Source organism: Acinetobacter sp. KAM396 (assembly GCF_021602765.1).
In the GTDB taxonomy this organism is placed as follows: domain Bacteria; phylum Pseudomonadota; class Gammaproteobacteria; order Pseudomonadales; family Moraxellaceae; genus Acinetobacter; species Acinetobacter towneri_A.
Window position 1 is genome coordinate 66901 of record NZ_BPPH01000003.1, and the last position, 26991, is coordinate 93891.

Annotated in this window: 25 protein-coding genes and 1 pseudogene; 20 read left to right on the forward strand and 6 right to left on the reverse strand. The window is 40.5% G+C overall.

What is annotated here, in order from left to right; all coding sequences use genetic code 11:
• Positions 1 to 120 precede the first annotated feature (120 nt).
• The 7 genes from L6C30_RS03035 to L6C30_RS03065 all read left to right on the forward strand — a co-directional run bounded on the left by L6C30_RS03035 (position 121) and on the right by L6C30_RS03065 (position 6272).
• Positions 121 to 1056 carry an ABC transporter ATP-binding protein gene (locus L6C30_RS03035; protein WP_230245139.1) on the forward strand — a complete coding sequence of 312 codons (936 nt, stop codon included), beginning with the start codon at positions 121 to 123 and terminating at the stop codon, positions 1054 to 1056.
• Positions 1053 to 1826 (forward strand): ABC transporter permease, encoded by a 774-nt coding sequence (locus tag L6C30_RS03040; protein ID WP_004972812.1) that lies wholly within the window; start codon positions 1053 to 1055, stop codon positions 1824 to 1826. The genes L6C30_RS03035 and L6C30_RS03040 overlap by 4 nt, the downstream gene beginning before the upstream one ends.
• On the forward strand, positions 1826 to 2641 hold the full coding sequence (queF, locus tag L6C30_RS03045) for an NADPH-dependent 7-cyano-7-deazaguanine reductase QueF (RefSeq protein ID WP_236162368.1): 816 nt from the start codon (positions 1826 to 1828) through the stop codon (positions 2639 to 2641). The genes L6C30_RS03040 and queF overlap by 1 nt, the downstream gene beginning before the upstream one ends.
• An 18-nt stretch (positions 2642 to 2659) precedes the next feature.
• A complete protein-coding gene (locus L6C30_RS03050) occupies positions 2660 to 3310 on the forward strand; it encodes a hypothetical protein (protein WP_236162367.1) in 651 nt (216 codons plus the stop codon).
• Between the two features lie 369 nt (positions 3311 to 3679).
• Positions 3680 to 4681, forward strand: a complete 1002-nt coding sequence (gene mltB / locus L6C30_RS03055; protein ID WP_096902392.1) for a lytic murein transglycosylase B — start codon at positions 3680 to 3682, stop codon at positions 4679 to 4681.
• Between the two features lie 295 nt (positions 4682 to 4976).
• On the forward strand, positions 4977 to 5585 hold the full coding sequence (locus L6C30_RS03060) for a septal ring lytic transglycosylase RlpA family protein (protein ID WP_019836571.1): 609 nt from the start codon (positions 4977 to 4979) through the stop codon (positions 5583 to 5585).
• Positions 5586 to 5816: 231 nt separating this feature from the next.
• A complete protein-coding gene (locus L6C30_RS03065) occupies positions 5817 to 6272 on the forward strand; it encodes a DUF962 domain-containing protein (RefSeq protein ID WP_236162366.1) in 456 nt (151 codons plus the stop codon).
• 34 nt (positions 6273 to 6306) lie between these two features.
• On the opposite strand, the gene L6C30_RS03070 is transcribed toward L6C30_RS03065, so the two are convergent.
• From L6C30_RS03070 to rpsB, 3 genes are all read right to left on the reverse strand, one after another.
• Complete coding sequence (locus L6C30_RS03070; protein WP_070152688.1) at positions 6307 to 6831, reverse strand: DUF3465 domain-containing protein; 525 nt, start codon at positions 6829 to 6831, stop codon at positions 6307 to 6309.
• A 189-nt stretch (positions 6832 to 7020) separates the two neighbouring features.
• Complete coding sequence (gene tsf / locus L6C30_RS03075) at positions 7021 to 7896, reverse strand: translation elongation factor Ts (RefSeq protein ID WP_019836568.1); 876 nt, start codon at positions 7894 to 7896, stop codon at positions 7021 to 7023.
• A 143-nt stretch (positions 7897 to 8039) separates the two neighbouring features.
• Positions 8040 to 8786 carry a 30S ribosomal protein S2 gene (rpsB, locus tag L6C30_RS03080; protein WP_019836567.1) on the reverse strand — a complete coding sequence of 249 codons (747 nt, stop codon included), beginning with the start codon at positions 8784 to 8786 and terminating at the stop codon, positions 8040 to 8042.
• Positions 8787 to 8993: 207 nt separating this feature from the next.
• Here rpsB and map point away from each other — a divergent pair, with 207 nt between their 5' ends.
• From map to L6C30_RS03100, 5 genes are all read left to right on the forward strand, one after another.
• On the forward strand, positions 8994 to 9821 hold the full coding sequence (map, locus tag L6C30_RS03085) for a type I methionyl aminopeptidase (protein ID WP_236162365.1): 828 nt from the start codon (positions 8994 to 8996) through the stop codon (positions 9819 to 9821).
• 328 nt (positions 9822 to 10149) lie between these two features.
• Positions 10150 to 11214, forward strand: a complete 1065-nt coding sequence (locus L6C30_RS03090; RefSeq protein WP_236162364.1) for an OmpW family protein — start codon at positions 10150 to 10152, stop codon at positions 11212 to 11214.
• Positions 11215 to 11455: 241 nt separating this feature from the next.
• Positions 11456 to 12667, forward strand: coding sequence for an MFS transporter (locus L6C30_RS03095; RefSeq protein WP_180062128.1), 1212 nt, complete (start codon positions 11456 to 11458; stop codon positions 12665 to 12667).
• Positions 12660 to 12794, forward strand: a complete 135-nt coding sequence (locus L6C30_RS14895; RefSeq protein WP_019836563.1) for a hypothetical protein — start codon at positions 12660 to 12662, stop codon at positions 12792 to 12794. Before L6C30_RS03095 ends, L6C30_RS14895 begins: the two co-directional genes overlap by 8 nt.
• 67 nt (positions 12795 to 12861) lie before the next feature.
• Positions 12862 to 13287 (forward strand): VOC family protein, encoded by a 426-nt coding sequence (locus tag L6C30_RS03100; protein ID WP_019836562.1) that lies wholly within the window; start codon positions 12862 to 12864, stop codon positions 13285 to 13287.
• 129 nt (positions 13288 to 13416) lie between these two features.
• Here the strand turns inward: L6C30_RS03100 and sthA are convergent, their stop codons facing one another.
• A complete protein-coding gene (sthA, locus tag L6C30_RS03105; RefSeq protein WP_236162363.1) occupies positions 13417 to 14832 on the reverse strand; it encodes a Si-specific NAD(P)(+) transhydrogenase in 1416 nt (471 codons plus the stop codon).
• 287 nt (positions 14833 to 15119) lie between these two features.
• On the opposite strand from sthA, the gene lipA reads away from it, so the two are divergent.
• Positions 15120 to 16133 (forward strand): lipoyl synthase, encoded by a 1014-nt coding sequence (lipA, locus tag L6C30_RS03110; RefSeq protein WP_236162362.1) that lies wholly within the window; start codon positions 15120 to 15122, stop codon positions 16131 to 16133.
• A 140-nt stretch (positions 16134 to 16273) separates the two neighbouring features.
• Positions 16274 to 16409, forward strand: a pseudogene (locus L6C30_RS03115) (4-carboxymuconolactone decarboxylase); the annotation flags it as partial.
• Positions 16410 to 16485: 76 nt separating this feature from the next.
• Here the strand turns inward: L6C30_RS03115 and L6C30_RS03120 are convergent.
• Positions 16486 to 16746, reverse strand: coding sequence for a hypothetical protein (locus L6C30_RS03120; RefSeq protein ID WP_236162361.1), 261 nt, complete (start codon positions 16744 to 16746; stop codon positions 16486 to 16488).
• Positions 16747 to 16953: 207 nt separating this feature from the next.
• Here L6C30_RS03120 and L6C30_RS03125 point away from each other — a divergent pair, with 207 nt between their 5' ends.
• The gene (locus L6C30_RS03125) at positions 16954 to 17466 is read left to right on the forward strand and encodes a tetratricopeptide repeat protein (protein WP_236162360.1); all 513 of its coding nucleotides are present in this window, start codon (positions 16954 to 16956) and stop codon (positions 17464 to 17466) included.
• 88 nt (positions 17467 to 17554) lie between these two features.
• On the opposite strand, the gene L6C30_RS03130 is transcribed toward L6C30_RS03125, so the two are convergent.
• A complete protein-coding gene (locus L6C30_RS03130) occupies positions 17555 to 18061 on the reverse strand; it encodes a cysteine peptidase family C39 domain-containing protein (protein ID WP_236162401.1) in 507 nt (168 codons plus the stop codon).
• Between the two features lie 220 nt (positions 18062 to 18281).
• Here L6C30_RS03130 and ahcY point away from each other — a divergent pair, with 220 nt between their 5' ends.
• From ahcY to L6C30_RS03155, 5 genes are all read left to right on the forward strand, one after another.
• Entirely contained in the window at positions 18282 to 19664 is a 1383-nt protein-coding gene (gene ahcY, locus L6C30_RS03135) for an adenosylhomocysteinase (protein ID WP_178319508.1), read from the forward strand.
• 215 nt (positions 19665 to 19879) lie between these two features.
• Positions 19880 to 20716 carry a methylenetetrahydrofolate reductase [NAD(P)H] gene (gene metF, locus L6C30_RS03140; RefSeq protein ID WP_236162359.1) on the forward strand — a complete coding sequence of 279 codons (837 nt, stop codon included), beginning with the start codon at positions 19880 to 19882 and terminating at the stop codon, positions 20714 to 20716.
• A gap of 42 nt (positions 20717 to 20758) precedes the next feature.
• A complete protein-coding gene (locus tag L6C30_RS03145; RefSeq protein ID WP_236162358.1) occupies positions 20759 to 21475 on the forward strand; it encodes a 16S rRNA (uracil(1498)-N(3))-methyltransferase in 717 nt (238 codons plus the stop codon).
• 185 nt (positions 21476 to 21660) lie between these two features.
• A complete protein-coding gene (locus tag L6C30_RS03150) occupies positions 21661 to 24531 on the forward strand; it encodes an EAL domain-containing protein (protein WP_236162357.1) in 2871 nt (956 codons plus the stop codon).
• Between the two features lie 144 nt (positions 24532 to 24675).
• Positions 24676 to 26955, forward strand: coding sequence for an NADP-dependent malic enzyme (locus L6C30_RS03155; RefSeq protein WP_236162356.1), 2280 nt, complete (start codon positions 24676 to 24678; stop codon positions 26953 to 26955).
• The last annotated feature ends 36 nt before the right edge of the window (positions 26956 to 26991 follow it).

Here is a 26991-nt window from a genome sequence, read left to right on the forward strand (position 1 = left end):
TTTTTATGCTTATGCTTTAAACAATGTTCCAAACTTGGAACAAAGAATTCCATGTAACTTACTTGGTTTATTGACGCGGATCGCTCACAATAGTCGCTCTATTCCTCAAGTGAGAATTTCATGACTGATGCATTGACGTTAAGGGACGTGTCAAAGACCTATCGAAATGGTTTCCAAGCACTGAAAGGAATTAATTTAACCGTTCCTGAAGGTGAGTTTTATGCCCTACTTGGACCTAATGGTGCAGGTAAATCTACAACCATTAGCATCATCAGTTCTCTCACCAAAAAAACGGCAGGTACTGTCGAAATTTTTGGGCATAATCTAGATACCCAACCATCCCAAGCCAAGCAATGCTTAGGAGTAGTACCGCAAGAATTTAACTTTGGTCAGTTTGAAAAGACCTTTGATATTTTGGTCACACAAGCAGGATATTACGGTATTTCAAAAAAAGTTGCCGAACAACGTGCCGAAGAATATTTAGAAAAACTGGGTTTATGGGATAAACGTGCCACTCAAGCGCGAATGCTGTCTGGCGGTATGAAACGTCGTTTAATGATTGCACGTGCCATGATGCACGAGCCGAAACTGCTTATTTTGGATGAACCCACTGCAGGTGTAGATATTGAGCTGCGTCGTTCAATGTGGGATTTTTTAACAGAGATGAATGATAAAGGCACCTCAATCATTCTCACTACCCACTATTTAGAAGAAGCCGAAATGTTGTGTCGTCGTATCGCGATTATTGATCGTGGAGTGATTAAAGAAGACACTTCCATGAAAAACTTCTTAAACCAGTTAAGTGAAGAATCTTTTATTTTCGATTTAGCTGAACCGATTCAACCCATTCATTTAGATATTATTGGTGTACGTTTCAACCTAATTGATGCAGTGACCCTAGAAGTCACCATGGATAAAGCTCATACCTTAAATGATTTATTCCAACTTTTAGAAGCGCAAGGCATTCGCGTGCGCAGTATGCGCAATAAGTCCAACCGTCTAGAAGAGTTATTTGTCAAAATGGTCGAAAAGAATTTAGATGGAGCTGCGCAATGAATTTTACCCAACTGCGGATTGCACTCTATACCTTAGTGCATAAAGAAATTCGTCGTTTTATGCGCATTTGGCCACAAACCTTGTTACCACCTGCTATCACCATGAGTTTGTACTTCGTGATTTTTGGTAATTTGGTCGGTTCGCGTATTGGTGAAATGGGCGGCTTTAGCTATATGCAATTTATTGTGCCCGGCTTAATTATGATGGCAGTCATTACCAACAGCTATGCCAACGTATCTTCAAGTTTTTTTAGTGCAAAATTCCAGAAAAGCATTGAAGAACTAATCATGAGCCCTGTACCTTTGCATGCCATTTTATGGGGCTATGTTTTGGGTGGTGTTAGTCGTGGCGTATTGGTCGGTATTATTGTCACCACCATGAGTCTATTCTTTACCGACCTTTATATTACCAATTGGTTTGTTACCATTTATACCGTATTAATTACGTCCTTTTTATTTTCATTAGGCGGTTTTATTAATGCTGTTTATGCCAAATCATTTGATGATATTTCTATTATTCCAACTTTTGTACTGACTCCACTGACTTATTTAGGTGGTGTATTCTATGCCATTAGTGCCTTAAGCCCTTTTTGGCAAAATCTCTCTTTAATTAACCCTGTGGTGTATATGGTTAATGCTTTCCGTTACGGCATTTTAGGACATAGTGATGTCAACGTGACGATTTCATTATCTGTGATTACACTATGCTGCGCAGTGCTTTATGGTATTGCCTATCATTTACTTTCTCGTGGTTCAGGAATGCGTGAATAATGAGTGTTGAACAATCTCTCCTTGGTAAAGACACCAATTATCCTACACAATATCAACCCGATATTTTATTCCCTATTTCACGTGCTGCTGCACGTGAAAAATATGCAGATGTTGAGGGAATCCAACTCGGGCAAGACTGGTGGCACGTTTTTGAAATTTCGTGGTTGAATGCCGCAGGTGTTCCACAGGTTGCGATTGGTCGGATTACGCTACCTGCTTCATCACCTAACCTGATCGAATCAAAATCATTAAAGCTCTACTTTAATAGTATGAACTTTACTCGCTTTCAGTCTGAAGCCAATTTCATTGAAACTGTTGAGCATGATTTAACGGCTGCAGCACAAGCACCTGTTACGCTAACTTTATTTAAGGTTGATGATTTGGCAATTAGCCAACCTGAAGGTATTTGTATTGATCAGCTCACGCCTGAGCGTTTAGAGCAGCATCCTGACCCAAGTTTATTGCAATTCGATTTAGAACAAGCGGAAGATATAGAGGTACAACTTTTCTCACATTTATTACGCAGCAATTGTCCTGTCACAGGACAACCTGACTGGGGCACGGTTTTTATCCGTTATCAAGGCAAAAAACCTTGTTATCGCAGTATTTTGGCTTATATTATTTCTTATCGTCAGCATAATGGTTTCCATGAACAATGTGTGGAACAGATGTTTGCAGACATCTGGCAAAAATTCGCACCAGAAAAACTGATGGTGTATGCAACCTATACACGTCGTGGTGGTTTAGACATTAACCCTTGCCGTGTATCGGACTTAACATGGATGCCTCGCCCTATTCGTTTAGCGCGACAATAACAACATTGAGGTTGAACAATGCCATTTTTTGGATTCATTCCATCTGCAGAATTATTAAATACGATTGAAACTGCACAACAGAAAAAAAATTCAAGTGAGCCGCTGTACCCACTGCGCGACAAAACCGCATTAATGATTAATGAAGAAATCATTGATGCCATTTTAACCGAGTTGGTACGTCGTTTTCCTGCCAGCGATAAACGCGACACTGCCGAAAAACTTGCGGGCTATGTCAAATCTACCGTTGCAGTACTCCTAAAACAATTATTAAGCAAAGCGCCAAATGATGTCGTGAAACAATCGATTGAATTTTCTGAGCGCAGTAGCTTTAAAGATGCAGCAGGCAATGCACGTGTAGGTGAAACGCTCGATGCAAGTTTAGTGACCAACCTGAAACACAACTATGCCGAAATTCAAGCAGGCAATGAAGTGAACAAAGCTGCTTTAACCGAACTATATACACAGTTTGCAGAAGCGACGGTACGCCACTTTATGAGCGACTTTAACAAAACCCTCGATTTGGGCATGATTAAGCGTAAAGCAGCAGATATTGGCGCAGCAGCGGTAATTAAAGCTGTCCATATTGCGGTGGTTAAAATCATCCCAAATTTAACCAAAGAGGAACTCTTGGTTTTAGCGGAATATCACGACACCTTATTCCATCATTAATATCAGTGGGTTTAACTCATAATGCGTTTTAAGCCCTTTTGTTGCATGTTAAGTGCAAAATGCCTGATTTTGATCAGGCATTTTTATATGCAATGCAATATCAGGATATGTCTGCAACTTTTGCACAATCAAGAATAACTTTTTGCACCTAGATTGAATTTTGTTACAAATCCTGCGCGCTTTTTACACATTCTTTGTCTATTTTTGTATAAGTTTTTGCAAACCAGTCACGCATGAATGCTATCTTAGCCGCTTACTTCGCTTTCGCAGTTTGGCCCCAATAGCGGCTTATTCTTCATATATAAGTAGCAACTTATTTACTGCATATAAATAAGTTGTGTAAATCATCAATTTGGAATTTTCCTCAATATGTTCAAACTTGATTTTTATAACAAACTAAAACGTCTTTCTTTACTCATTGGTGCATTTTCTATCACCAGTTTTTGTCAGGCCAATGATTTCCAAAATCATCCGTCTTATGCCAGTTTTAAACAAAAAACCATGCAGACCTATGGCTTGAGTGCAGCACAAGTCGATTGGGCGATGGAAGGCTCTAAAAACTTACCCAATATCATCAACATCATGAACCGCCCAGGCGAAAGTAAGCCTTGGTACGACTATAAAACCAATTTCCTTGCAGAAAGCACTATTCAGCGCGGTGTGCGCTTTAAACAACAATATGCAGACACGCTCAATCGTGCTGAACAGCAATTTGGTGTACCGCAATCCATTATTTTAGGGATTCTGGGTGTAGAAACAGGTTTTGGAAGCAATAAGGGCTCTTTTGTAACCCGTGATGCCCTTGCCACCTTAGGCTTTGGTTATGAACGTCGCGCGGAATACTTTAAAGATGAACTCGCAGCACTGATCGCATGGTCATATAAAGATGGTGTGCCAACTTCTTCAATTGTTGGTTCTTATGCAGGTGCTGTTGGTTATCCGCAGTTTATGCCTAGCAATATTCCAAAATTTGGGGTCGATTATGACGGCAACGGACATATTGATCTACGCAACTCGGCAGTCGATGCCATTGGCTCCATTGCAAACTACTTGGCACAACATGGCTGGCAGCGCAATCAACCCATTGCATTTGCTGCACGATATACAGGCAACAATCCTGACAGTGTCATTGCCAAAGATTTGACCCTGCCAACACCTTATGGGGTTTTAAAATCGCAAGGCGTGATGCCAATGAATCCAATTGTGCAAATAGATGACCTCGACTTGGTCAATGTCATTCAATTACAAGAAAATTATGGTCATATCTACTATATAACCTACCCAAATTTTCAGGTGATTACGACTTATAACCGTAGCCGTATGTATGCGACTGCACTGTGGTTATTGGGCACTGAAATTGCGAGTCGCTAAGCAAAAAATTAAGTGAAGAACACGAAAGTCAAGAAATATTTCTAACAATTTGATCACAAAACCAACTTTTTACACACTATGTTACAATATTGATTATTTTTTAATCAATTAGAGTTGGTTTTTGGTACTTTTTGTCATTATTTTCGTATAAAGACTAGACACCTTTAGTAAGGGATGAATATTATCCATTTCGTCAAATCTAGTCGAAAAAGTGAAATTTCAGACAGGATTACCACTATTTCAATCAGTTAAGAGCGAAATTAAGTTAATAATTCTGTCTTCAGGAGTTCAAACCATGCCCAGTCCACTTAAATACTTACTTGCACTTTCTGCAGCTGTTGCCCTAAGTCAGTCGCAAGCTGAAATGGTGCAATCATCATTCAACAATGATAATGAGTCATCTAGCCTAGCTGCTCGTGTACTCAACAAAGAAACACAAAGTTTTAATTCACATTTCTCAAATTTAAATAGCCTTTCAATCACCGAACGCTCAGGTGACCAAATCCGTCGTCAAACGATTGCAGCGAAAATTGAAATTCCTGCTGAAGAGCCTTCAGTGATTGAAAAGTTAAACGCAGTGGCATCGAACACTGTACGTAAATTTAGCCAAACAGGCATGGCATCTTGGTATGGTCGCCAATTCCACGGCCGTAAAACTGCAAGCGGTGAAACATTCGACATGAATGCAATGACTGCTGCACACCGTAGCTTGCCGCTAAACTGCTATATTCGCGTAACCAATAAAAACAATGGTAAAAGCGTTGTAGTTAAAGTAAATGACCGTGGTCCATTCCATGGCAACCGTGTACTTGATCTTTCTTATGGCGCTGCAAAACAATTGGGCATCACCAATGCAGGTACTGCCAAAGTAAGCATTGAGCGTATTGACGGTCCAAACTCTTAATATTCACTTACACGATTTCGCATTTGACTTAAAAGCCACAGCAATGTGGCTTTTTTAATGTCTGTAGAATTTATAACCACCCTATGCATCTATGCACTCAGATGATTTACACCAATTTTGTGGCTACTTCATAATGAAAATATAATTACTGTTTTGACCACCTCTTTGTTCTCAGTTATATTTTAGACAGTCAAACAATAACAACGGATGATCGGTCTACAGGAGTAGCACATGAAGACAATAAGTGAATGGCTCGATGAATACAGCGACAGCCATCAAAATAAAACCAATAAATTAATTCACTGGGTTTGCGTACCTACGATCTTTTTTTCGATTGTCGGCATTTTGGCGCATTTCAGTGCTTTACTGACGACTTTACTTCTGGTGCTCAGTTTTATTTTTTATGCACGTTTAGATTTGATTCTTGCAGTTGCAATGGCAACGTTAATGCTGGTAATGGCATGGCTGATCTATGTTTTACCAGTGGGAATGGGTTTTTATATCTCAATTTTTGTTTTGGCGTGGATTGGACAGTTTTATGGTCACAGAATTGAAGGGAAAAAGCCTTCATTCTTCAAAGATGTCCAATTCCTTCTCATTGGCCCAATTTGGTGCATGGATGCCTATTTAGGTAAAATCCTACCCTCTTGGAAAACACGTCGTAAAAACAGCATTATGAGCGTTTAAACGCTATATCCTATTTTCATTATCGGAAGAACCGTTATTGATAGGTTCTTCCTTGATGTTTTAACCATCCACCCACGTGTCTATTTGCTGGATCATGATGTGTCCAGTGAATCACCCCACCCTTATCTGAGTATTCATATTCACCAAAAAACTCAACGATATCGCCTTTGGCAAGGCTAGTAATTCGTGGTGCAAGATCAATATTATGTGCAACCAACACAGTTTGCCCATTATTCAGTTTTAAAATAAATTTTTGATGCCGTGAGCCTTCGTTGTCATCTGCCAACACTGCAATGACCTGCCCACTCGCATGAACTTGTAGATTACTCTGGCTACGCTCAAATGCACGTTCAATCAGCTGAACACCCTGAGCATCTTGTCCTTGCAGCTTATCTCGCTGTAGGTTCGACTGTTCTTTTTCAGTTTGCGATGTGCGCGTAGTACTTGTAGTTGGCGCATTTGATGTTTCAGACTGAAACTGTTGTAAATCTATGCAAAAAAATGCAGCAATTAACACTACAATAATTGCGCCTATGCCTAAATTCTTTTTATTTGCCATATAACCTTCTTGTTCTGATTCCAAACTATAAGATGAAGTTAGTTAGTTATAAAATACTGATTTAAAATAATATTTATAGTTTTATATCAATATTTATGCCTCAATTGCAGATCGAAAAAGCTATATTCACAAAAAAGCCCCAAAATAAATTGGGGCTTTTCTTACAAAATGTTTTACGTTCAGTAAAAATTATTTTGCAGCAGCTTGAGCAGCAGCAACTTCTTCAGCAAAGCTCATTTCTGCTTTTTTCTCAATACCTTCACCCACTTCGAAACGAACGAATTGAGCAACAGTAGTACCAGTCGCTTTTAATACTTCAGCAACTTTCTTCTCGTTGTCAATTACGTACATTTGACGATCAAGCGCAACTTCGTTCAAGTATTTTTCAACTGAACCAGTGACCATCTTCTCTACGATGTTTGCAGGCTTACCAGATTCAACTGCTTTCGCTTCTGCAATTTCTTTCTCTTTAGCGATAAGATCAGCAGGAACTTGTTCAGCAGTAACAGCAACTGGGTTAAATGCAGCAACGTGCATTGCAATACCTTTACCAGTTGCATCATCACCTGTGTAAGAAACAACAACACCGATTTTTAAACCGTGCTTGTACACAGCAAGGTTTTCGCCTTCAACGATTTGTGCACGACGAACTTGAATGTTTTCACCAATTTTTTGAACAAGTGCAATACGCGTTTCTTCAACAGTTGCGCCATCTTCAAGTTTAAGCTCAGCAATTTTAGCAGCATCAGTTTCGTTTGCAGCAAGTGCAGCAGCAGCAACTTTCGCAGAGAAACCAGCAAAGTTTTCGTCTTTTGCAACGAAGTCAGTTTGACAGTTTACTTCTAAAAGAATCGCTTTGTTGCCTTCTTGAACGATTGTGATTGCACCATCAGCAGCAATGTTACCTGCTTTTTTAGCAGCTTTTGCTTGACCAGATTTACGAAGGTTGTCAATCGCTAATTCGATGTCACCGCCCGCTTCTGTTAATGCTTTTTTACATTCCATCATTGCTAGACCAGTACGATCACGCAATTCTTTAACCATGCTTGCTGTAACTGCAGTCATGTTTATCTCCTAAAATCGGTAGAAAATGAATTCTTTTTTTAACAGAAACGGCCCAGAGGGTGTCTCTTGGGCCGTCTGCATACATGACGCTTACTTTGCCACCATCACATGTCGCAAAAATGACAAGCTTACGTCAAAACGCATTAAGCCTCAGAAGCAGGAGCTTCTTCGCCTTTTGCTTGAGCATTGGCTTGAGTTTGAGCGTATTCTTTACCAGCAATGATCGCATCAGCCATTGAAGAAGCGTAAAGTGTTACTGCACGGATCGCATCGTCGTTACCCGGAATAACGTAGTCTACGTTGTCTGGGTTAGAGTTTGTATCAACGATACCAATTACAGGAATACCTAAGTTTTTAGCTTCTTTAATTGCAATCGCTTCGTGATCAACGTCAATTACGAATAATGCGTCAGGTAAACCACCCATGTTTTTCACACCGCCTAAAGCGCGCTCAAGTTTTTCCATCTCACGGGTACGCTCTAAAGCTTCACGTTTAGTAAGCTTAGCAAAAGTACCGTCAGTAGACTGAACTTGAAGATCTTTTAAACGGCTGATAGATTGGCGAAGTGTTTTCCAGTTCGTCAACATACCACCTAACCAACGGTGATCTACATACGGTTGACCAGCACGTTGAGCTTGTTCACGGATGATTGCAGAAGCAGCACGTTTTGTACCAACGAACAAAACTTTGTTCTTTTTGCTAGCCAATTGGTTTGCAAAGTTCAAAGCATCATTTAACGCAGGAACAGTGTGCTCAAGGTTGATGATGTGAATTTTGTTACGCGCACCAAAGATGTATTGACGCATCTTTGGGTTCCAGAAACGTGTTTGGTGACCAAAGTGTGCGCCAGCTTGAAGAAGGTCGCGCATGCTTACGTTGTAATCTGCCATTTTCTTTACCTTAAAGTTTGGGTTAGGCCTCCATATATCCGCATTCTCCACCCCAAAGGGCACCCAGAGTAATGTGACGATATATGTGCGGATTTTTAATTTCCCTTTTACCACGCCGCATGAAACATATTCATAAAAAGCATTTGATAAAATGGGCGGCTATTTATACCATAGTCACATATAAATTTCCAAAAGTTTTTAGAGATCATGAACAGTACTTATCAAGCGCCTCGTCGATTAATTAAAACCGAAGATGAAATTGAGAAAATGCGGGTAGCGGGACGACTGGCAGCGGAAGTTTTGGATATGATCAAGCCACATATCAAACCAGGTGTAACTACACTTGAGCTTGATACGATTTGTCACGATTATATTGTCAATGTACAACATGCCATTCCAGCCTGCCTAGGCTATGGTGCTGCCCCGGGTCGTCCAGCCTTCCAGCATACTATCTGTACTTCGGTAAACCACGTGGTCTGTCACGGTATTCCATCTGAAAACAAGATATTGAAAAAAGGTGATATCCTGAATATTGATGTCACGGTCATTAAAGATGGCTACCACGGCGATACCAACATGATGTACGTGGTGGGCGGTGAAACTTCTATTCTTGCCAACCGTCTATGCAAAGTAGCACAGGAAGCCATGTACCGCGGTATGCAAGTTGTAAAACCGGGCGCGACCATTGGTGATATTGGTCATGCGATTCAAAAATATGTTGAATCTGAACGCTTTAGTGTCGTGCGTGAATATTGCGGTCATGGTATTGGGACGACCTTCCACGATGAGCCACAAGTATTGCACTATGGTCAAGCCAACACAGGCATGATTTTAGAAGAAGGTATGACTTTTACCATTGAACCAATGGTCAATGCAGGCGTATGGCAAACCAAATTACTTGGCGATAAATGGACAGTGGTGACCAAAGACCACAAATTATCGGCACAGTTTGAACACACCATTTTGGTCACCAAAGATGGCTTGGAAGTGCTGACTGCCCGCCCTGATGAAGATTTATCACGCTTTACTGCATAACGTGTTTGCAGCCAAAATCTGTCATTGGCTAAAAATTTAACCCGTATGTCAAAAAGATCAGTTCCGACTGGTCTTTTTTATTAATTTCAACGCATACAATTTTTATAAAATCCATTTATTTCAAACCATTAGAACTTTAAAGCCATCCAATAAAACAAGCATTTTCACGTATTCAACAGTTTTGGATTTAACAAAACACCTGCACACTTTTCCAGTTATTCACAAAAGTTTAAAAAAATATCTTTTAAAAACAACAGTTTTATTTTTCCAGTCCATTTCATAATGCCTTGCATAACAATGCCGTAAATAACAACAAGCAAAATTGGACATGGAGTTCCACAATGAAAAAACACTATGCTGTTTGGCACTGAGTAGTTTGCCAGTCATCAGTTATGCCAACTCACCTTATTTTAGTTTAAAAGATGGTGATGGTTTTAAACGCTTTTCTGTTTCGGTAGGTGCGCTGCACGTTATGCCACAAGGTAAAGCACAACCTTTTCGGGTCAATACAGCCATCCACAATGGCTACACAGCGGATGTCGGTGAGGTTCAATCGCAAACTGTAAAAGATAATTTACGTGACGGTTTTGAGCCACCCATATTATTAAGCGGAGCATTAAATTTGCTGCCTACCGTGCCTGCCAACATGAGTGGACAAGCCACAATTTCAGGTTTGGAACAATGGGATAATCCCGGTACAGGTTTAGAAGCAGATGATGTCACTACACTGGGTATCATCAGTAACTATTTCTTTACTGATAATATTTCCTTTGAAGTCAAAGGCGGCATTCCACCTAAAGTTGATTTGCAAGGCAAAGGGAAAATTTATGCACCTTTCTCCGCAATTGCACGTCCATTAGGCGGTGCGTTGGGTGAGCTAGAATTACAAAACGATATTTTCATTACCGATTTAGCAGCACATGGCCCTGCTGCTTCTGCCCGAGCCTGGACACCAGCATTTGAGTTTCAGTATCACTTTGGCAAAACCGGTGTGAATAAATTCCGCCCTTATGTCGGCCTAGGTTTAATGTATGCCTACTTTAACGAACTGGAAATTAACCCGCGTACCGAACAGGATCTGATTGCCGCCGGTCATATGATTGCCAATATCAAACAGGGGCAAGCCGGTGCATCACTGGAAGGCAAAACAAGTAATGCCAATCCGAAAGTTGAACTTGAAGCCTCGGATGCGTTCGCACCAGTAGCCACCGTAGGTTTTACCTATGACTTTAATGAAAAATGGTTTGCGGTTGGTTCGCTGTCCTATGCACATCTGCAAAATGACACTACCATTACAGTGACCGATGCCACACATGGCGAACTTATTCGTTCTAAGGCCGATATTGAAGTGAATCCGATCATTGCATACGCTGGCTTTGGGATGCGTTTTTAAACATTAATAGCAGTCTTTGATCAGTCCTATTTAAGACGATAATCCCCTTCACTTAATCCTTCTCCCACAGGGAGAAGGATTTTTCAATATCCATTTGGCTTGTAGCTCATGATCATTTTTTGCTTAGAATATTCAAACTAATATCTATAACCAAATTTTATCATTTGATGAATTTTATTTTATCGCGATCTGCGGCTGAATCGACTACCATAACAAGCTGTTAGCCATACGTGGATGCCTTATGTCGAATGCTCAATTTTCCAAACCTCTAATTTATATGTTAATTGGAAGTGCCATTATTTTGGCATTATCGCTTGGGGTTCGGCATGCATTTGGTTTGTATTTGGTACCGATGAGCCATGAATTTGGCTGGGGACATAATGTCTTTAGTTTAGCCATTGCCATGCAAAACCTGATTTGGGGTGCAGTCCAACCCATCACAGGTGCTTTTGCAGACAAATACGGCAGTAAAATTGTAGTTGCAGTTGGTGGTGCACTGTATGCACTCGGCTTATTGCTCATGGCCGTCAGCTCGACTGGGTTATTGCTAAATTTAAGTGTGGGTTTAATTTTAGGATTGGCTCTTTCTGCGACATCATTCCCAGTATTACTTTCTGCAGTGGGTCGTGCAGCTCCACCAGAAAAGCGTAGCCTTGCAATGGGTATTGCCAGTGCTGCAGGCTCGTTTGGGCAATTTATCATGTTGCCATCGACCTTATTGTTATTACAAAGTGTAGGTTGGTCGGGCGCATTAATTGTCAGTGCGATTTTAATTGTCTTGATTGTTCCTTTGGCATGGATGCTCAAAGCACCCATGTATCAAAACCCTAATGCAAGTTCAGTCAGCCAACCCGCTTTAGGCTTTAAACAAGTTTTGGTGATTGCCAAAAACCATAAACCCTTTTGGTTTTTAGCTTTGGGCTTTTTTGTCTGTGGTTTTCAAGTGGTGTTTATCGGGATTCACTTACCTAGCTACTTAATCGATCATGGCTTTAATGCAACCACAGGCACAGTTTTTCTAGCACTCGTGGGTTTATTTAATATTGTAGGCACTTATACGGCGGGTTGGTTAGGTGGTCGCTATTCCAAACCACACTTGCTGATGTGGCTTTACGGACTACGCGGTATTGCCATTATCGCCTTTTTAATCCTGCCTTTAAGCATCTGGACAATTTATGCATTCGGGATCATTATGGGTTTGTTGTGGTTATCTACAGTGCCTTTAACCAATGGTATTGTGGCAAATATGTTTGGGATTAAATACCTGACCATGCTCAGTGGCATTGTGTTTTTTACACACCAAGTCGGCTCATTTTTTGGTGGATGGCTTGGCGGTTTAAATCACGACCTGACAGGTAACTATAATGTTATCTGGATTGTTTCTATTGCTTTAAGTGCGTTTGCGGTCTTGGTACATTTTTGGGTAGATGAGGAGCACGTCATTCATGATTAATTCTTTATTGAATTTTAAAGTATTGCTCACACTCGCAATCACTGCCCTTTTTGGCTTGTCGATTTTTTTATGGATGCAAACGCCACAACTGTTTGAATATTTTAATCAGGCGTTTTGTGCGCATTAAAACGCGATTTCTTAAATATTAAGTCGATTTTGCTACTCAAAACTCCGCTTTAGACATGGAGCGTCTTATGCAGATTCAATTGCATCGTGGAAGATTGATTGACCATATTCATCTTGTGGTGAATGACCTTGAGGCAAGTCGGGCATTTTATACTGCCATATTAGCGGTGCTAGATATTCCAGTTATGGGAACTACCAATGATCACTTTTGGGCAGATGAACTCTTTATCTCGTCAGTAGAAAGCCCTGCCGCACAAGGTACACTCACTGGGCGTCATCATCTCGCCTTTCAAGCTAAAAATCGTCAAATGGTCAATGCTTTCTATCTTGCAGCATTGGCGCATGGTGGTAGATGCAATGGCAAACCTGATGAACGTGCTTATCATCCTGATTATTATTCAGCTTATGTGCTTGATCCTGATGGCAACAATATTGAAGCTGTCTTTCATGGCGAAGCACAACGCAGCGCAGCATCAGTCATAATTGATATTTAACGCTCTCTGTTCCATAGATTAACGCCTCTCCTGTGCATAAATTTCCTTACAGCAAATCAATAAAAAACACCCCACAAGAATGATCTTATAGGGTGTTTTAAATTTTTTTTTGCGCTCTAGCAGAATCACTTAAAACAAACGATTCATCCCATTTAAGGTCGCGACACGATACGCTTCCGCCATGGTTGGATAGTTGAATGTAGTTTCCACAAAATACTTAATGGTATTGTTCGGGCTGTTCATCACCGCCTGACCAATGTGGATAATCTCTGCCGCATTATTACCAAAGCAATGCACGCCCAAGACTTCTAAAGTGTCACGGTGGAATAAAATCTTCAATTCGCCCACAGTATCACCCGTAATTTGCGCACGTGCCAAATGACGGAAAGATGCCTGACCAACTTCATAAGGAATTTTTTCTTCCGTCAATTCCTGCTCAGTTTTACCAATCGAAGAAATTTCAGGAATGGTATAAATACCTGTTGGAATATCGGTCACAGGTGCAACATTTTCTTCGCCACTCATATTTGCACCCGCACAACGACCTTGGTCATAGGCAGCAGATGCCAACGAAGGCCAGCCAATCACATCACCCGCAGCATAAATATTCTCTACTTCGGTTTGATATTGATCATTCACTGTTAATTGACCACGGCTGTTTGGTTTCAGTTCTACATTTTCTAAACCTAAACCATCGGTATTCCCTGAACGTCCGTTACACCACAAAATCGCATCGGCTTTGATTTTCTTACCACTTTGCAAATGTAAAACCACGTGATCATCAAAAGTTTCTAAATGATCAATTTGCTCGTTGTGACGAATTAGCACCCCTTGCGCACGCAAGTGATATGACAAGGCATCTGAAATTTCATCATCCAAATAACTGAGCAATTTATGCTGAGTATTAATCAAATCAACTTTATGATCTAAACCAATGAAGATGGATGCATATTCGCAACCAATCACACCCGCGCCATAAATAATGATTTTTTGAATTGAGAAATCTAAATCCAAAATTTTGTCTGAATCAAATACACGCGGATGGTTGAAATCTAACATTTCTGGACGATATGGACGGCTACCTGTCGCAATCACAATTTGCTGACACCTCATGGTTTCTTTAATGCCATCGGCACCAAATACCAAGACCGTATTTTTATCTTGGATATAAGCACGACCATGATAAATCGCAATTTCGTTACGGTCATAAAAGCGAGAATGCGTTTCAACTTGCTGCTGAATAACTTTATGTGCACTTTGCAACACTTGTTTCATGGTGAACTGACGCCAATCACCCATTTTTTTAAACATCGGGTCACGACGATAACGGATAATATTCGACACTGTCTGACGCAATGCTTTACTTGGAATGGTGCCCAGATGAGTACAGTTACCGCCAAGCTGCTCACGAACATCTACAATCGCAACCCGCTTACCTGATTTGGCAAGTTTCATTGCCGCGCCTTCACCCGCTGGGCCTGAACCGAGAACAACCGCATCGTACTTCACGAAAGTTCCACTAACGACCTCTTTTTTACGTGGCATTCAACGCTCCTTTTCTTTAAATCTGTCTTTTCAATGGGCTATATTATGACGTAAATCTTTTGAATTTTCTGTATTTACTGTGCATATATTACGTGATAACCACATTTTTTATATGAATATCGTTTTTACCCAATTTAAGCACATTTTCGTTATAATAATCATCTTATGATGAAGTTAAGGTGACATTTTACTTTAGCACTTAGATTCGGTTTAATCAGATTCTATTTCACGTAAAATCTACCCTACACTAAATCTCTCCCCTTTCAAAAACAGTGGAAAAGTTGAATATGTCTGCAAACCGTAAACCAGAACAGGGTGTCAAACTTCGTGGTGCTGAAAAAGTCGCACGTATTCCTGTAAAAGTTATACCTACGGTTGAAACGCCTCGTAAGCCTGACTGGATTCGAGTCAAAATGACGGCCCCAGAAGAAGTTCAACGCATTAAAACCACTTTGCGTCAGCAAAAATTGCACACCGTTTGTGAAGAAGCTGCTTGTCCTAACCTGCCAGAATGTTTTGGCGGCGGTACAGCAACCTTTATGATCATGGGTGATATTTGTACGCGTCGCTGCCCGTTCTGTGATGTTGCGCATGGTCGTCCAAATGCATTAGATCCTGAAGAACCACGCCACATGGCAGAAACCATTGCCAACTTAGGCTTAAAATATGCCGTGATCACCTCTGTAGACCGTGATGACTTGTTAGATGGTGGCGCACAGCATTTTGTCGATTGTATTAAAGAAACCCGTTCTTTAAGCCCAAATACGTTGTTGGAAATTTTGGTGCCAGACTTCCGTGGTCGTATGGATATTGCACTACGCGTTATGACCGAATGCCCGCCAGATGTTTTTAACCACAACATTGAAACTGTGCCGCGATTATATAAAGCGATGCGTCCGGGTTCAGACTATCAGCACTCTTTAAACTTGCTGAAAATGTTTAAAGAATATTGCCCAGATATTCCAACCAAATGCGGTTTGATGGTGGGTATTGGCGAAACTGAAGAAGAAGTCATTGCACTGTTAGATGATCTTAAAGCACACGATGTAGATTATGTGACCATTGGTCAATATTTACAGCCATCTAAAGAGCATGCGCCAATAGACCGTTTTGTAACACCTGAAGAATTTGAACGTTATACAGCGCATGGTCAAAAGTTAGGTTTTAAAAACATTTGGGCTGCGCCAATGGTACGTTCAAGTTATTTTGCAGACCGCCAATATTATGGCGAACCCGTACCAACAGTACGTCGTAAAGCAGACCCTGCTAAAAAAATTAGCGTACAAACCATTGAAGCTTAACACTCGCTTATTTCAAAATTTGTGATAATGCTTAAACAGCCCCGACTTTATGTTTGGGGCTTTTTTTATGCCTTATGGATTCACTTTGGCAGGTCAATACGGACATTTTTGATTATTTTCGACCAAGTGCGCATCTTGTTGCGCTAAATAACGAGGCAAGTGCCGAAGAAATTCAGGAAGTTTATTACACAGCTTGCCTTATTGTTGCGCACCTGCAACACAGGAAGCTTTCGCGCAGCGTTGGAGGTTTTGGCAGAACACACTGCAAATACTTAAACGCATCCTAAACCAAAACATATAAACCCTCGACATTTCACTGAAACTATTCCCTGAAATGTCGATGCGATTGAATTTAAATCCAATAGACATTAAAGCTATAAAAGAACTCATTTAACTCAAAACGCACCTGATAACCTAAATCAGTCAACTGTGCCGATAAATTCCGAATATCTTCTAAAGGTAAATGTTTTGGCAGCACGGTAAAAACTGCAGTATTGCCCTGCTTAGCATTCTCTTCAATTAAAGACGCCAAACGCTGCTTGTACAATTCAATATCTAACTTGGCATAATCTGAATAAACTTTTGCTTGTTCAGCGGTTAAAAAATTTGCCATTTTATTGTTCTCATCATGTAGTTATCTAAGATTCAGCATATTGAAAGTTGATAATATCGCTCAAGTGATTTTTTGTTATTGTCTGCATAATTGAATAATCAACAGACCCTAGTTTTAGAAAATAAAATCACACCGAAGATGGCTTTTTCCCAGCAGACCTTTTAGGCTATCGCACATTCTTATGTTGTAATTTTGCTGGATAGCATTATGTCAGAATCTGTTTCTATCTCTCCTGCGCTAATGAACCGCGCTATTGCAGGACAAGCCGATGCCCAATTTGAAGTCGCGGTGCTGTATATGCAAAGTGATTTTAATGAGGATATTGAACTTGCTGAACAATGGGCACTCAAAGCAGCCGCAAATGGACATATCGAAGCCATGTATTGGCTTGGTGAAGGCTATACCGTATATGCCAAAGACATTCAGCAAGATGACCCTGAAGATGCCAAACAACATTTTGAAGATGCTTTTGTCTGGCTCAAAAAAGCCAGTGATGCACAACACCCTGCAGCTATTTTAGAGTTGGCAGGCTATTATCGTCGTGGTGATGTTGTTGAACAAGATGTCGCTCGCTCTGTGGCATTGGTTCAGCAAGCTGCTGAACTAGGCGAAGTACAAGCCATGCGTGACCTCGCTTTTATTTATGCAAATGCTTTGGGTGTAGATGCTGACGAAAACAAAGCTGAATATTGGACACAAAAAGCCGATGCAGCGGAGTAATTGATTTTTCAAGCCGATCAATTGATGGGCTAGATAATTTTGCATAACTCGAACCGTCATTGAATCAAGCTTAGACTTTGAATAATGCTTAAACTTCGACCACTATTACTTGTCTGCAAATACCCTCTTGCTGACGCTGTTGTTCAAACACAGCCGCAGGCATCGGCTCAAAACTGTCAAAGAAACAACTTTCAGCGTCATTAATAGAATATAGCAATGAGTGATTACCCACTCCTTCTAAAGTGTCGTAATACACGATCACAAATTTATTTTCATCAAATACTTGCTGAATTTGCTGATAGTCGATTGCAGCCAATACAGGCAATTTAAGCTGTTCAGCTTCGTCATAACTTAACTTTTCTGCATCTTGTAAATCAGGGTCGGGATCGGTATAAAACTGCACCTTAAAACCAAACTTTTTCAGTCCAACTGCCAAGCCAATTGTAGTTGTGCCGTGCTCTGGCGTATAACCACACACTTCAATTAATTGTTGAATATCGGCATCAATGCCTAAGTGTCGTAGCAACATCCAAACTGCATAAATCCCGCCGTTAGCTTCTAAATTTGCCAACTCTTGAGGAAGCTCTAAAGCCATCATTCAATCTCAAAAATATGTTTGTGCTGATAATAAACAAAACATGATTGGAACTAAATCAATTTACAAGTACAATATCGCGCTAGTCGAGGGATGCTGCGACGTTTTACAGGCACAAAATGTAAAATCGCCAGGCTCGACCAGCATAGCAATGCTTTTGCTATGCAAGAAACGGCATCCGCGAACTGAATGATCAATTGTTTTTTATAAGGAGATCGTGATGAACGCGGTTAATGCTTCATTTACAGATTATAAAGTTGCCGATATCACACTAGCTGATTTTGGCCGTAAAGAAATCAAACTTGCAGAAGCAGAAATGCCAGCCCTTATGGGTTTGCGTAAGCGCTACTCAGCTGCAAAACCTCTTGCAGGCGCGAAAATTCTCGGCTGTATCCACATGACGATTCAAACTGCTGTTTTAATTGAAACGCTAGTTGAATTGGGCGCAGAAGTTCGTTGGACTTCATGTAACATCTTCTCTACTCAAGATCACGCCGCTGCTGCAATTGCTGCTTCAGGTGTACCTGTTTTTGCTTGGAAAGGCGAAACAGAAGAAGAATATATATGGTGTCTTGAACAACAAATTAATGTTAATGGCACACCATGGGATGCCAACATGATTTTGGACGATGGCGGTGACTTAACTGCACTCGTTCACGAGAAATATCCTGCATTATTAGAGCGCATTCACGGCATTACAGAAGAAACCACTACGGGCGTACAACGTCTAATTGAAATGTGGAAAGATGGTTCTTTAAAAGTGCCTGCAATTAATGTCAACGACTCTGTGACTAAATCTAAAAACGACAATAAATACGGTTGCCGTCACTCACTCAACGATGCAATTAAACGTGGTACAGACATGCTATTGTCTGGCCGTCGTGCATTGGTGATTGGTTACGGTGATGTGGGTAAAGGTTCTGCACAATCTTTACGACAAGAAGGCATGATTGTTCGTGTTTCTGAAATTGACCCAATTTGTGCAATGCAAGCATGTATGGATGGTTACGAAGTTGTATCTCCATACAAAAATGGCGTACAAACAGGTAATAAAGCGGACGTTAACCTAGAGCTGTTAGAAAATACTGACTTGATTGTGACTACAACAGGTAACTATCACGTGTGTGATGCGGCAATGCTAGATACACTTAAAGCAGGCGCTGTCGTATGTAACATTGGTCACTTCGATACAGAAATCGACACCAATTACTTACGTGGTTATAAGTGGGTTGAAGTGAAGCCACAAGTACACCAAGTGTATCGTTCAGAAAACGAAAATGATTATTTAATCTTGCTTTCTGAAGGTCGTTTAGTGAACTTGGGTAACGCAACAGGTCACCCATCACGTATTATGGACGGTTCTTTTGCCAACCAAGTATTGGCACAAATGCACTTATTTGCAGAAAAATTTGCCGATCTTCCTGCCGATCAAAAACAAGCGGCAATTCGTGTTGAAATCTTACCGAAAAAACTAGACGAAGAAGTTGCTGCTGCAATGGTTGCTGGTTTTGGGGGTGTGTTAACACAGTTGACTCAAGTACAAGCGGACTACTTAGGTGTAGCTGTTGATGGTCCGTTTAAATCGGATGCTTATAAATACTAAGTATTTAATCCCTCTGCATAACCCTCTCCTAAGCGTACTTCTAGCACTGCTTTGAAGTTCAGCGCAACTGAGGGGGAATTACTCATTGTCTAATGAATGAGTTCGAGGGTAATTACTCTCGTGAGCAAGTTTAAAACATTGCTTTTAAACCCAGCACACGAGAGGATTGAGCAGAGGTAAAAATATAAATAAGTATTTATAACAAGGATTGAATCATGACCAAACAAGTTCCAATTTCATTTGAGTTTTTCCCATCTAAAACCGATGTTGGTGCAGAAAAACTCAAAGTTGTGCATCAAGAATTACAACTTTTAAATCCAGAGTTTTTTTCTATTACTTATGGTGCAGGTGGGTCTACACGTGAACGTACTTTATCTACCATTAGTGACTTCAATGGCAAAGGCACACCTGTAGCGCCGCACCTATCATGTATTGGTGATGACAAAGCGCGTATTGCTGAACTACTTGATATTTATAAAGCACAAGGCATTGATCGCATTGTGGCTTTGCGTGGTGATTTACCTTCAGGTCAAGTAGGTTTGGGTGAGTTGCCGTATGCCTCTGACTTGGTACGTTTTATTCGTGAACATTCAGGTGATCATTATCACATTGAAGTTGCGGCTTATCCTGAAATGCATCCACAAGCCGATCATTTTGATCAAGACATTAAAAACTTTGCCACCAAAGTAAATGCAGGTGCTAATGCTGCCATCACCCAGTTCTTTTTCAATCCAGATGCGTACTTCTATTTTGTAGAACGTATTCAAAAACAAGGTGTGAATATCCCTGTTGCACCCGGTATTATGCCAATTACGAATGCCAGCAATTTAATTCGCTTTGCAGATGGCACAGGTGCGGAAATTCCCCGTTGGATTCGCAAACAATTGGCAACTTATGGTGATGACACAGCTTCAATCAAAGCTTTTGGTCATGAGGTAATTATTAAACTGTGCGAACGCCTGATTGCAGGTGGTGCGCCAAGTTTGCATTTTTACACCATGAACAACACCGAACCGACTCGTCAGTTAGTCACAGATCTTGGTTTGGCTTAAGCTTTATTTTTCATATTTTATTGACTTGAACGAGTAATCCCTATGCCCCGTTTTTATATTGAGGCTGAATTAGCAGTTGATACGCAAGTTAAACTGACTGAAACAGTATTTCATCACTGGGTGAAAGTACTACGCGCGCAAGTCGGTGAAACTGCCACCTTGTTCAATGGACAAGGTGGTGAATACGAAGCGGAACTGATTGAAATTACCAAAAAAACAGCGCAAGTGCAGATTAAAAGTTTTAATCCAGATAATCGTACCCCAAACTTTAGCGCCTTATTAGGACAAGTAATGAGCAAAGGTGATCGGATGGATTATGCGATTCAAAAAGCGGTTGAGCTTGGCGTGACTAACATTCAATTGCTCACCTCGGAACGCTGTGAAATGCGCTTGAAGTATGACCGTGATCAAAAGAAAATAGATCATTGGCAAGGCATTACAATTGCAGCCTGCGAACAGTGTGGCATGAATATCGTCCCGAAAATTTTAGCCCCACTACGGTTAGAGGACTGGCTCAATATCGACCTTCCTGCTACCAAATTAGTGTTAGCACCAAATAAAGATCAAGTCGATGTGTTAAACAACGCCAGCAAAGATTTGGCTTTATTAATTGGGCCTGAAGGTGGTTTAAGCGAGGCTGAAATTAGCGCTGCAAATGCTGTTGGCTTTCAAAACTGGTGTATTGGTTCTCGGGTATTACGCACTGAAACCGCACCCGTGGTTGCTTTAGCAATCTTAAATTATCGCTTAGCTGAGTAATTTATCCACTTTTGAAGAAATCGATAGCCAATAACATTGCAATTTATAAAGCACAGGATTACTCTCGAAGAAGATCTTAAAGATTTTGCATAGAATTTAAACACAAAACCGCAATAGTTTATGCATCAACGTAATGTTATTTAAAATATAAATGATGGAATCATTTAACTATATTTTGGGGAAGTATGTCAGACGCTCAAGATGAATTGTTGCAGCAATACTTAGATGCTGCGCAAATCACCAATACCATTCGGCTTATTCGATTCTTTTTGGTCAGCGTCCTGATTGTTTGTCTGTATGTGTTTTTTATTTATCAAATTTCTTTCTCACATTCATCACCCTACCTCAATATCTGGTTTATTCTCACTGAACTGACCATTGGTTCGTGTTTACTGCTCACAGCAGTTCACTTTAAAGCGGGACAATATCAACTCCAACATGCAGATCGCTGGTTAAAATTGGTGTGTTTCTTGATCGGAACAGCAATCGCGGTTGGGGTAAGTTTACTGTATTACTTTTTACCTCAGCAAAACCCTGAACTGAGCAACTATGAAGCGATTATTTTAGCGACCTTATTAATTATTGTGAGTCAAACCTTTGCCCTCACCTTTTTAACGCAGCGCTTGAGTTATTTTTGCTGGGTATTCATTCCAGTCATTACGCCCAATATTGCCGCGCAGTTTTTAATTCGCTCTGAAACTTCAGCTTTCTTTTTTCTGGCAACAAATTTTGCATTAATTACCTTACTCATTTGTGCCAATACTTCAATGCATATGCATCGTCGGTTATCGAGCGTCAATTTTAAAAACGACCAATTAAAAAAAGCCGCAGAGCAACAAGTTGACTGGACAGATCAACTCCGCCAACAATTGCAAGTGGAAATGAACAAATCTAAAGATATTGAATTACAACTGCAATTTAACAATCAAATGCTGGAACAAAAAATTAGAGAACGTACCTTTGACTTAGAACAAACCCATCTAGACTTAATCAATCAACAACATAGTTTAATTTTGGCACATGAAGCCGCAGGTATTAAAGCGTGGGACTGGAATATCCGAGAAAGAAGCATTGTCTTTGGGACTGGCGCACAACAAACTCGTTTAAAAAATTCCAAAAAGCATCGGAATAAATTACAGCAATTAATTCACCGTGATGATATTGCACACCTTCATCAAACCATGAAAGAGCATTTACGTGGTCAGACAGAACGCTATCAAGCCACTTATCGCATTCAACATAATTCAGGTCAATGGTATTGGGTGCAAGATATTGGGCGGGTAATTGAGCGTGATCCTGTCACCAATAAACCTTTACGCATGGTCGGGGTTCGCCGTGACATTCACCAAGAACGAATTGCACAAGAACGCTTAAAACTCACTGCTAGCGTACTTGAACAAGCGGCTGAAGGTATTTTTATTTTAGATGAAAACCTGCGCTATATTGAAAGCAATCCATTTTATGCACAAATGAGTGGATTTCAACGTGACCATATTATAGGTAAATATCTGTTTGATCTAGTCAAATCCAACAAAGCAAATCCACGCATGACACAAGAGGAAATTGTTCAACAATTACTCAGCAAGGGTGAATATCATACTGAAAAGAGTATAAAATTCCGCTCAGGAAAAGAATTAGAAGTTCGTTTGCATATCAATGCAGTCAAAGATGAGCAAAACCGTATTATTAATTATATTGGAATTGTGTCTGATTTAACCGAACATAAACTAAAAGAACAGCGTTTATCCTATTTAGAAAATTATGATGCGCTGACCGATCTCCCCAATCGTTTTTATTATAATTATCAACTACATCAATATCTTATTTCACAGCAAGATTCATTGCAGCAATTGGCGGTCATTCGACTCAATATTGACCGTTTCAGACCTTTAAATGAATATTTAAGCAATAATGGTGGCGATGAATTGCTCCGCCAAGTGGCGCAGCGTTTACGTACCACCAATGCCGAAGCGCTGTTTGTTGCACACTTAAATGGCGATGATTTTGCAATTGTTTATGAAATTTCTCACATTCGCCCTTCAATCGAAGAGCACTGTGAACGTATCACCAAAGCCTTTAATTTGCCGTTTAATGTACAGGGACAAGAACATATTATTACTCTGTCGATGGGGGTTTCCCTCTATCCTGAACATGGACGCCAGTTGGATTATCTAAATAATTGTGCTGAACAAGCCTTGTCTGAGGCTAAGCGTTTAGGTGGCAATACCATTAAATATTACACTTTAGACAACACCAAACTGCTAGAGCAAGATGTGCATTTAGAGCGTGACTTACGCCAAGCCATTAAAAATGATGAATTAATTGTATATTATCAACCTAAAATTGATTTCCATAACTATCAAGTGGTTGGGTTTGAGGCATTGGTACGTTGGCAGCATCCAAGCAAAGGCATTATTCCACCCAACCTATTTATTCCTATTGCAGAACAAACCAGTTTAATTTCCGATATTGGTCGAGTTGTGATTCAACAAACAGCCAAACAAATTCGTGAATGGAACCTGTTAGGTTTTGATCATATTCGAGTATCAGTCAATGTGGTTGCACAACAACTGCAACGTGGTCAATTACTTCAAGATTTAGATGATGCGATTAACACCTATCAAATTTCAGGTGCAAGCTTAGTATTAGAAATTACAGAATCCTTTTTGGTGGAAAATTCCACAACCGTGAAGTCCTTATTAGATGAAATTAAACAACGTGATATTCATATTGCCGTAGATGATTTTGGTACAGGCTATTCTTCACTTTCTTACTTAACTGACTTCCCAATAGACATTTTAAAAATTGACCGTAGTTTTATTTCTAAAATTGGAAATACCAAACAAGAAGCCATTGTTAGTGCCATGATTGCTATGGGCAAAGCCATGGGCATGACTGTAGTGGCTGAAGGAATTGAAACTGAACAACAACTCCAATATTTGCAGAATTTAAAGTGTGATATTGCACAGGGTTATTTATTCTCTAGGCCTTTGCCTGAAAGTGAAGCGACTCAATTTCTAAAAGCAAATTTAGTATCCGCGCTTATCGCTCCTTAATCTGAAACTAGACCTAAAAGCTCCAAGTTTGTTCTAAAAATAAACAGTGACGACTGTGCTAAGAGGGCAAGTAATGGTATATTTCCATAAGATTCATAAAAATTCACCAGCATCGCTGGCCAACTTGTCACATAAGAGATTCAGATGGACGATCAATCATTAAAACAGCAGGCACTTTACTATCACGAATTTCCAACACCAGGAAAAATCAGCGTTACTCCAAGTAAGCAGCTGGTCAATCAACGTGACTTAGCGCTTGCTTACTCACCAGGTGTCGCAGCACCATGTTTAGAGATTGAACGTGACCCTTCAAAAGCTGCACTTTATACCGCTCGCGGTAACTTGGTTGCTGTCGTGAGTAACGGTACAGCAGTATTGGGTTTAGGTAATATCGGTCCTTTGGCGTCTAAACCTGTGATGGAAGGTAAAGGCGTACTCTTTAAAAAGTTTGCTGGTGTCGATGTTTTTGATATCGAAATTGCTGAAAATGATCCAGATAAAATTGTTGATATTGTGGCAGCATTAGAACCAACTTTTGGTGGTATTAACCTTGAAGACATCAAGGCACCAGAATGTTTCTACATTGAGCAAAAACTTCGTGAACGTATGAACATTCCAGTGTTCCACGATGACCAACACGGTACCTCAATCATTGTCGGTTCAGCCCTACTCAATGCTTTGTTGCTCAATGGCAAGAAAATTGAAGAAATCAAAATTGTAGCTTCAGGTGCAGGTGCCGCCGCACTATCTTGTTTAGACCTATTATGTGCGTTGGGCGCAAAAAAAGAAAATATCATTGTTGCAGATTCGCGCGGTCTAATCACAACCAAACGTGAAGGTTTGGATGACTCGAAAAAACGCTATATGCAAGACATTGAAGGAACGCAACTTGCCGATGTAATTAGCGGTGCGGATATGTTCCTTGGTCTTTCTGCAGCGGGTATCTTGACTAAAGCTATGGTTAAAGAAATGGCTGAAAATCCAATTATCTTTGCTTTAGCTAACCCCGACCCAGAAATCTTACCTGAACATGCGCACGAAGTACGTCCAGACGTGATTATGGCGACAGGTCGTTCAGACTACCCGAACCAAGTCAACAACGCACTTTGCTTCCCATATATTTTCCGTGGTGCATTAGACGTTGGCGCAACAACCATCAACGAAGAAATGAAAATTGCTTGCGTACACGCAATTGCACGTATGGCACACATTGAAGCAGATGCCTCAACTTATGGTGAAAAATCTGCATCTTTCGGCCGTGATTATTTAATTCCACGACCTCTTGATCAGCGATTAATTCTTGAAATTGCACCTGCAGTTGCTCAAGCCGCTATGGATTCAGGTGTTGCAAGTCGTCCAATTCAAGACTTCTCTGCATATCGTCAACGTTTGTCTGAGTTTGTATATAACTCGGCATTGATGATGAAGCCTATTTTTGCTCAAGCAAAAACTGATCCTAAGCGTATTGCTTATGCAGAAGGCGAAGACCTACGCGTACTTCGCGCAGTACAAATTGCAGTAGATGAAGGCTTGGCAAAACCAATCCTTATCGGCCGTACTGCTGTGATTGAAGCAAACATTAAAAAGCTAGGTTTACGTCTTGAACATGGCGTGAATATAGAAATTGTAGATCAGGAAAACAACCCAAACTACGAAAAATTTGCAGATGATTACTACACTATCATGCAGCGTAAAGGTGTGACACCTGAATACGCGCAGCGTGAAGCACGTCGTCGTTCTACCCTCATTGCAGCAATGCTAGTGAAGCATGGTTTAGCCGATGGTATGTTATGTGGTACTTATTCAAGCTACGATATTCACCTTGATTTCGTAAAAAATGTGATTGGTCTAAAAGAAGGTCGTACTAACTTCTTTACCCTTAACGCATTGATGCTTGAAGATCGCAACTTGTTCATTGCCGACACTTATGTCAACACAAACCCAACTGCTGAACAGTTGGCTGAAATGACACTTTTAGCGGCTGAAGAAGTACGCCGTTTTGGTATGACACCACGCGTTGCTCTACTTTCTCACTCAAGTTTTGGTTCTGACCAACAAGACTCTAGCGCACAAAAAATGCGTAAAGTCTTTGAAATCTTGAGTGAGATTGCACCTGAGCTTGAAGTTGAAGGTGAAATGCACGGTGATGCAGCATTAGACGAAAATATTCGTCAATTTGCTTTCCCGAACTCACGCTTCAAAGGTTCTGCAAACTTGTTGATTATGCCGAACTTAGATGCTGCCAATATTTCATTTAACTTGTTGAAATCGACTTCAGGTAACAATGTTACGATTGGCCCTATCTTGTTAGGTGCAGCAAAACCTGTACATATTTTGACTCCGACTGCAACGACACGTCGTGTTGTGAATATGACTGCACTCACTGTTGCTGAAATTCAACAAACAGCACAAGTTAAAGCATAAACCTATATTTCTGAGTGACTGACTCAGAATTATAGA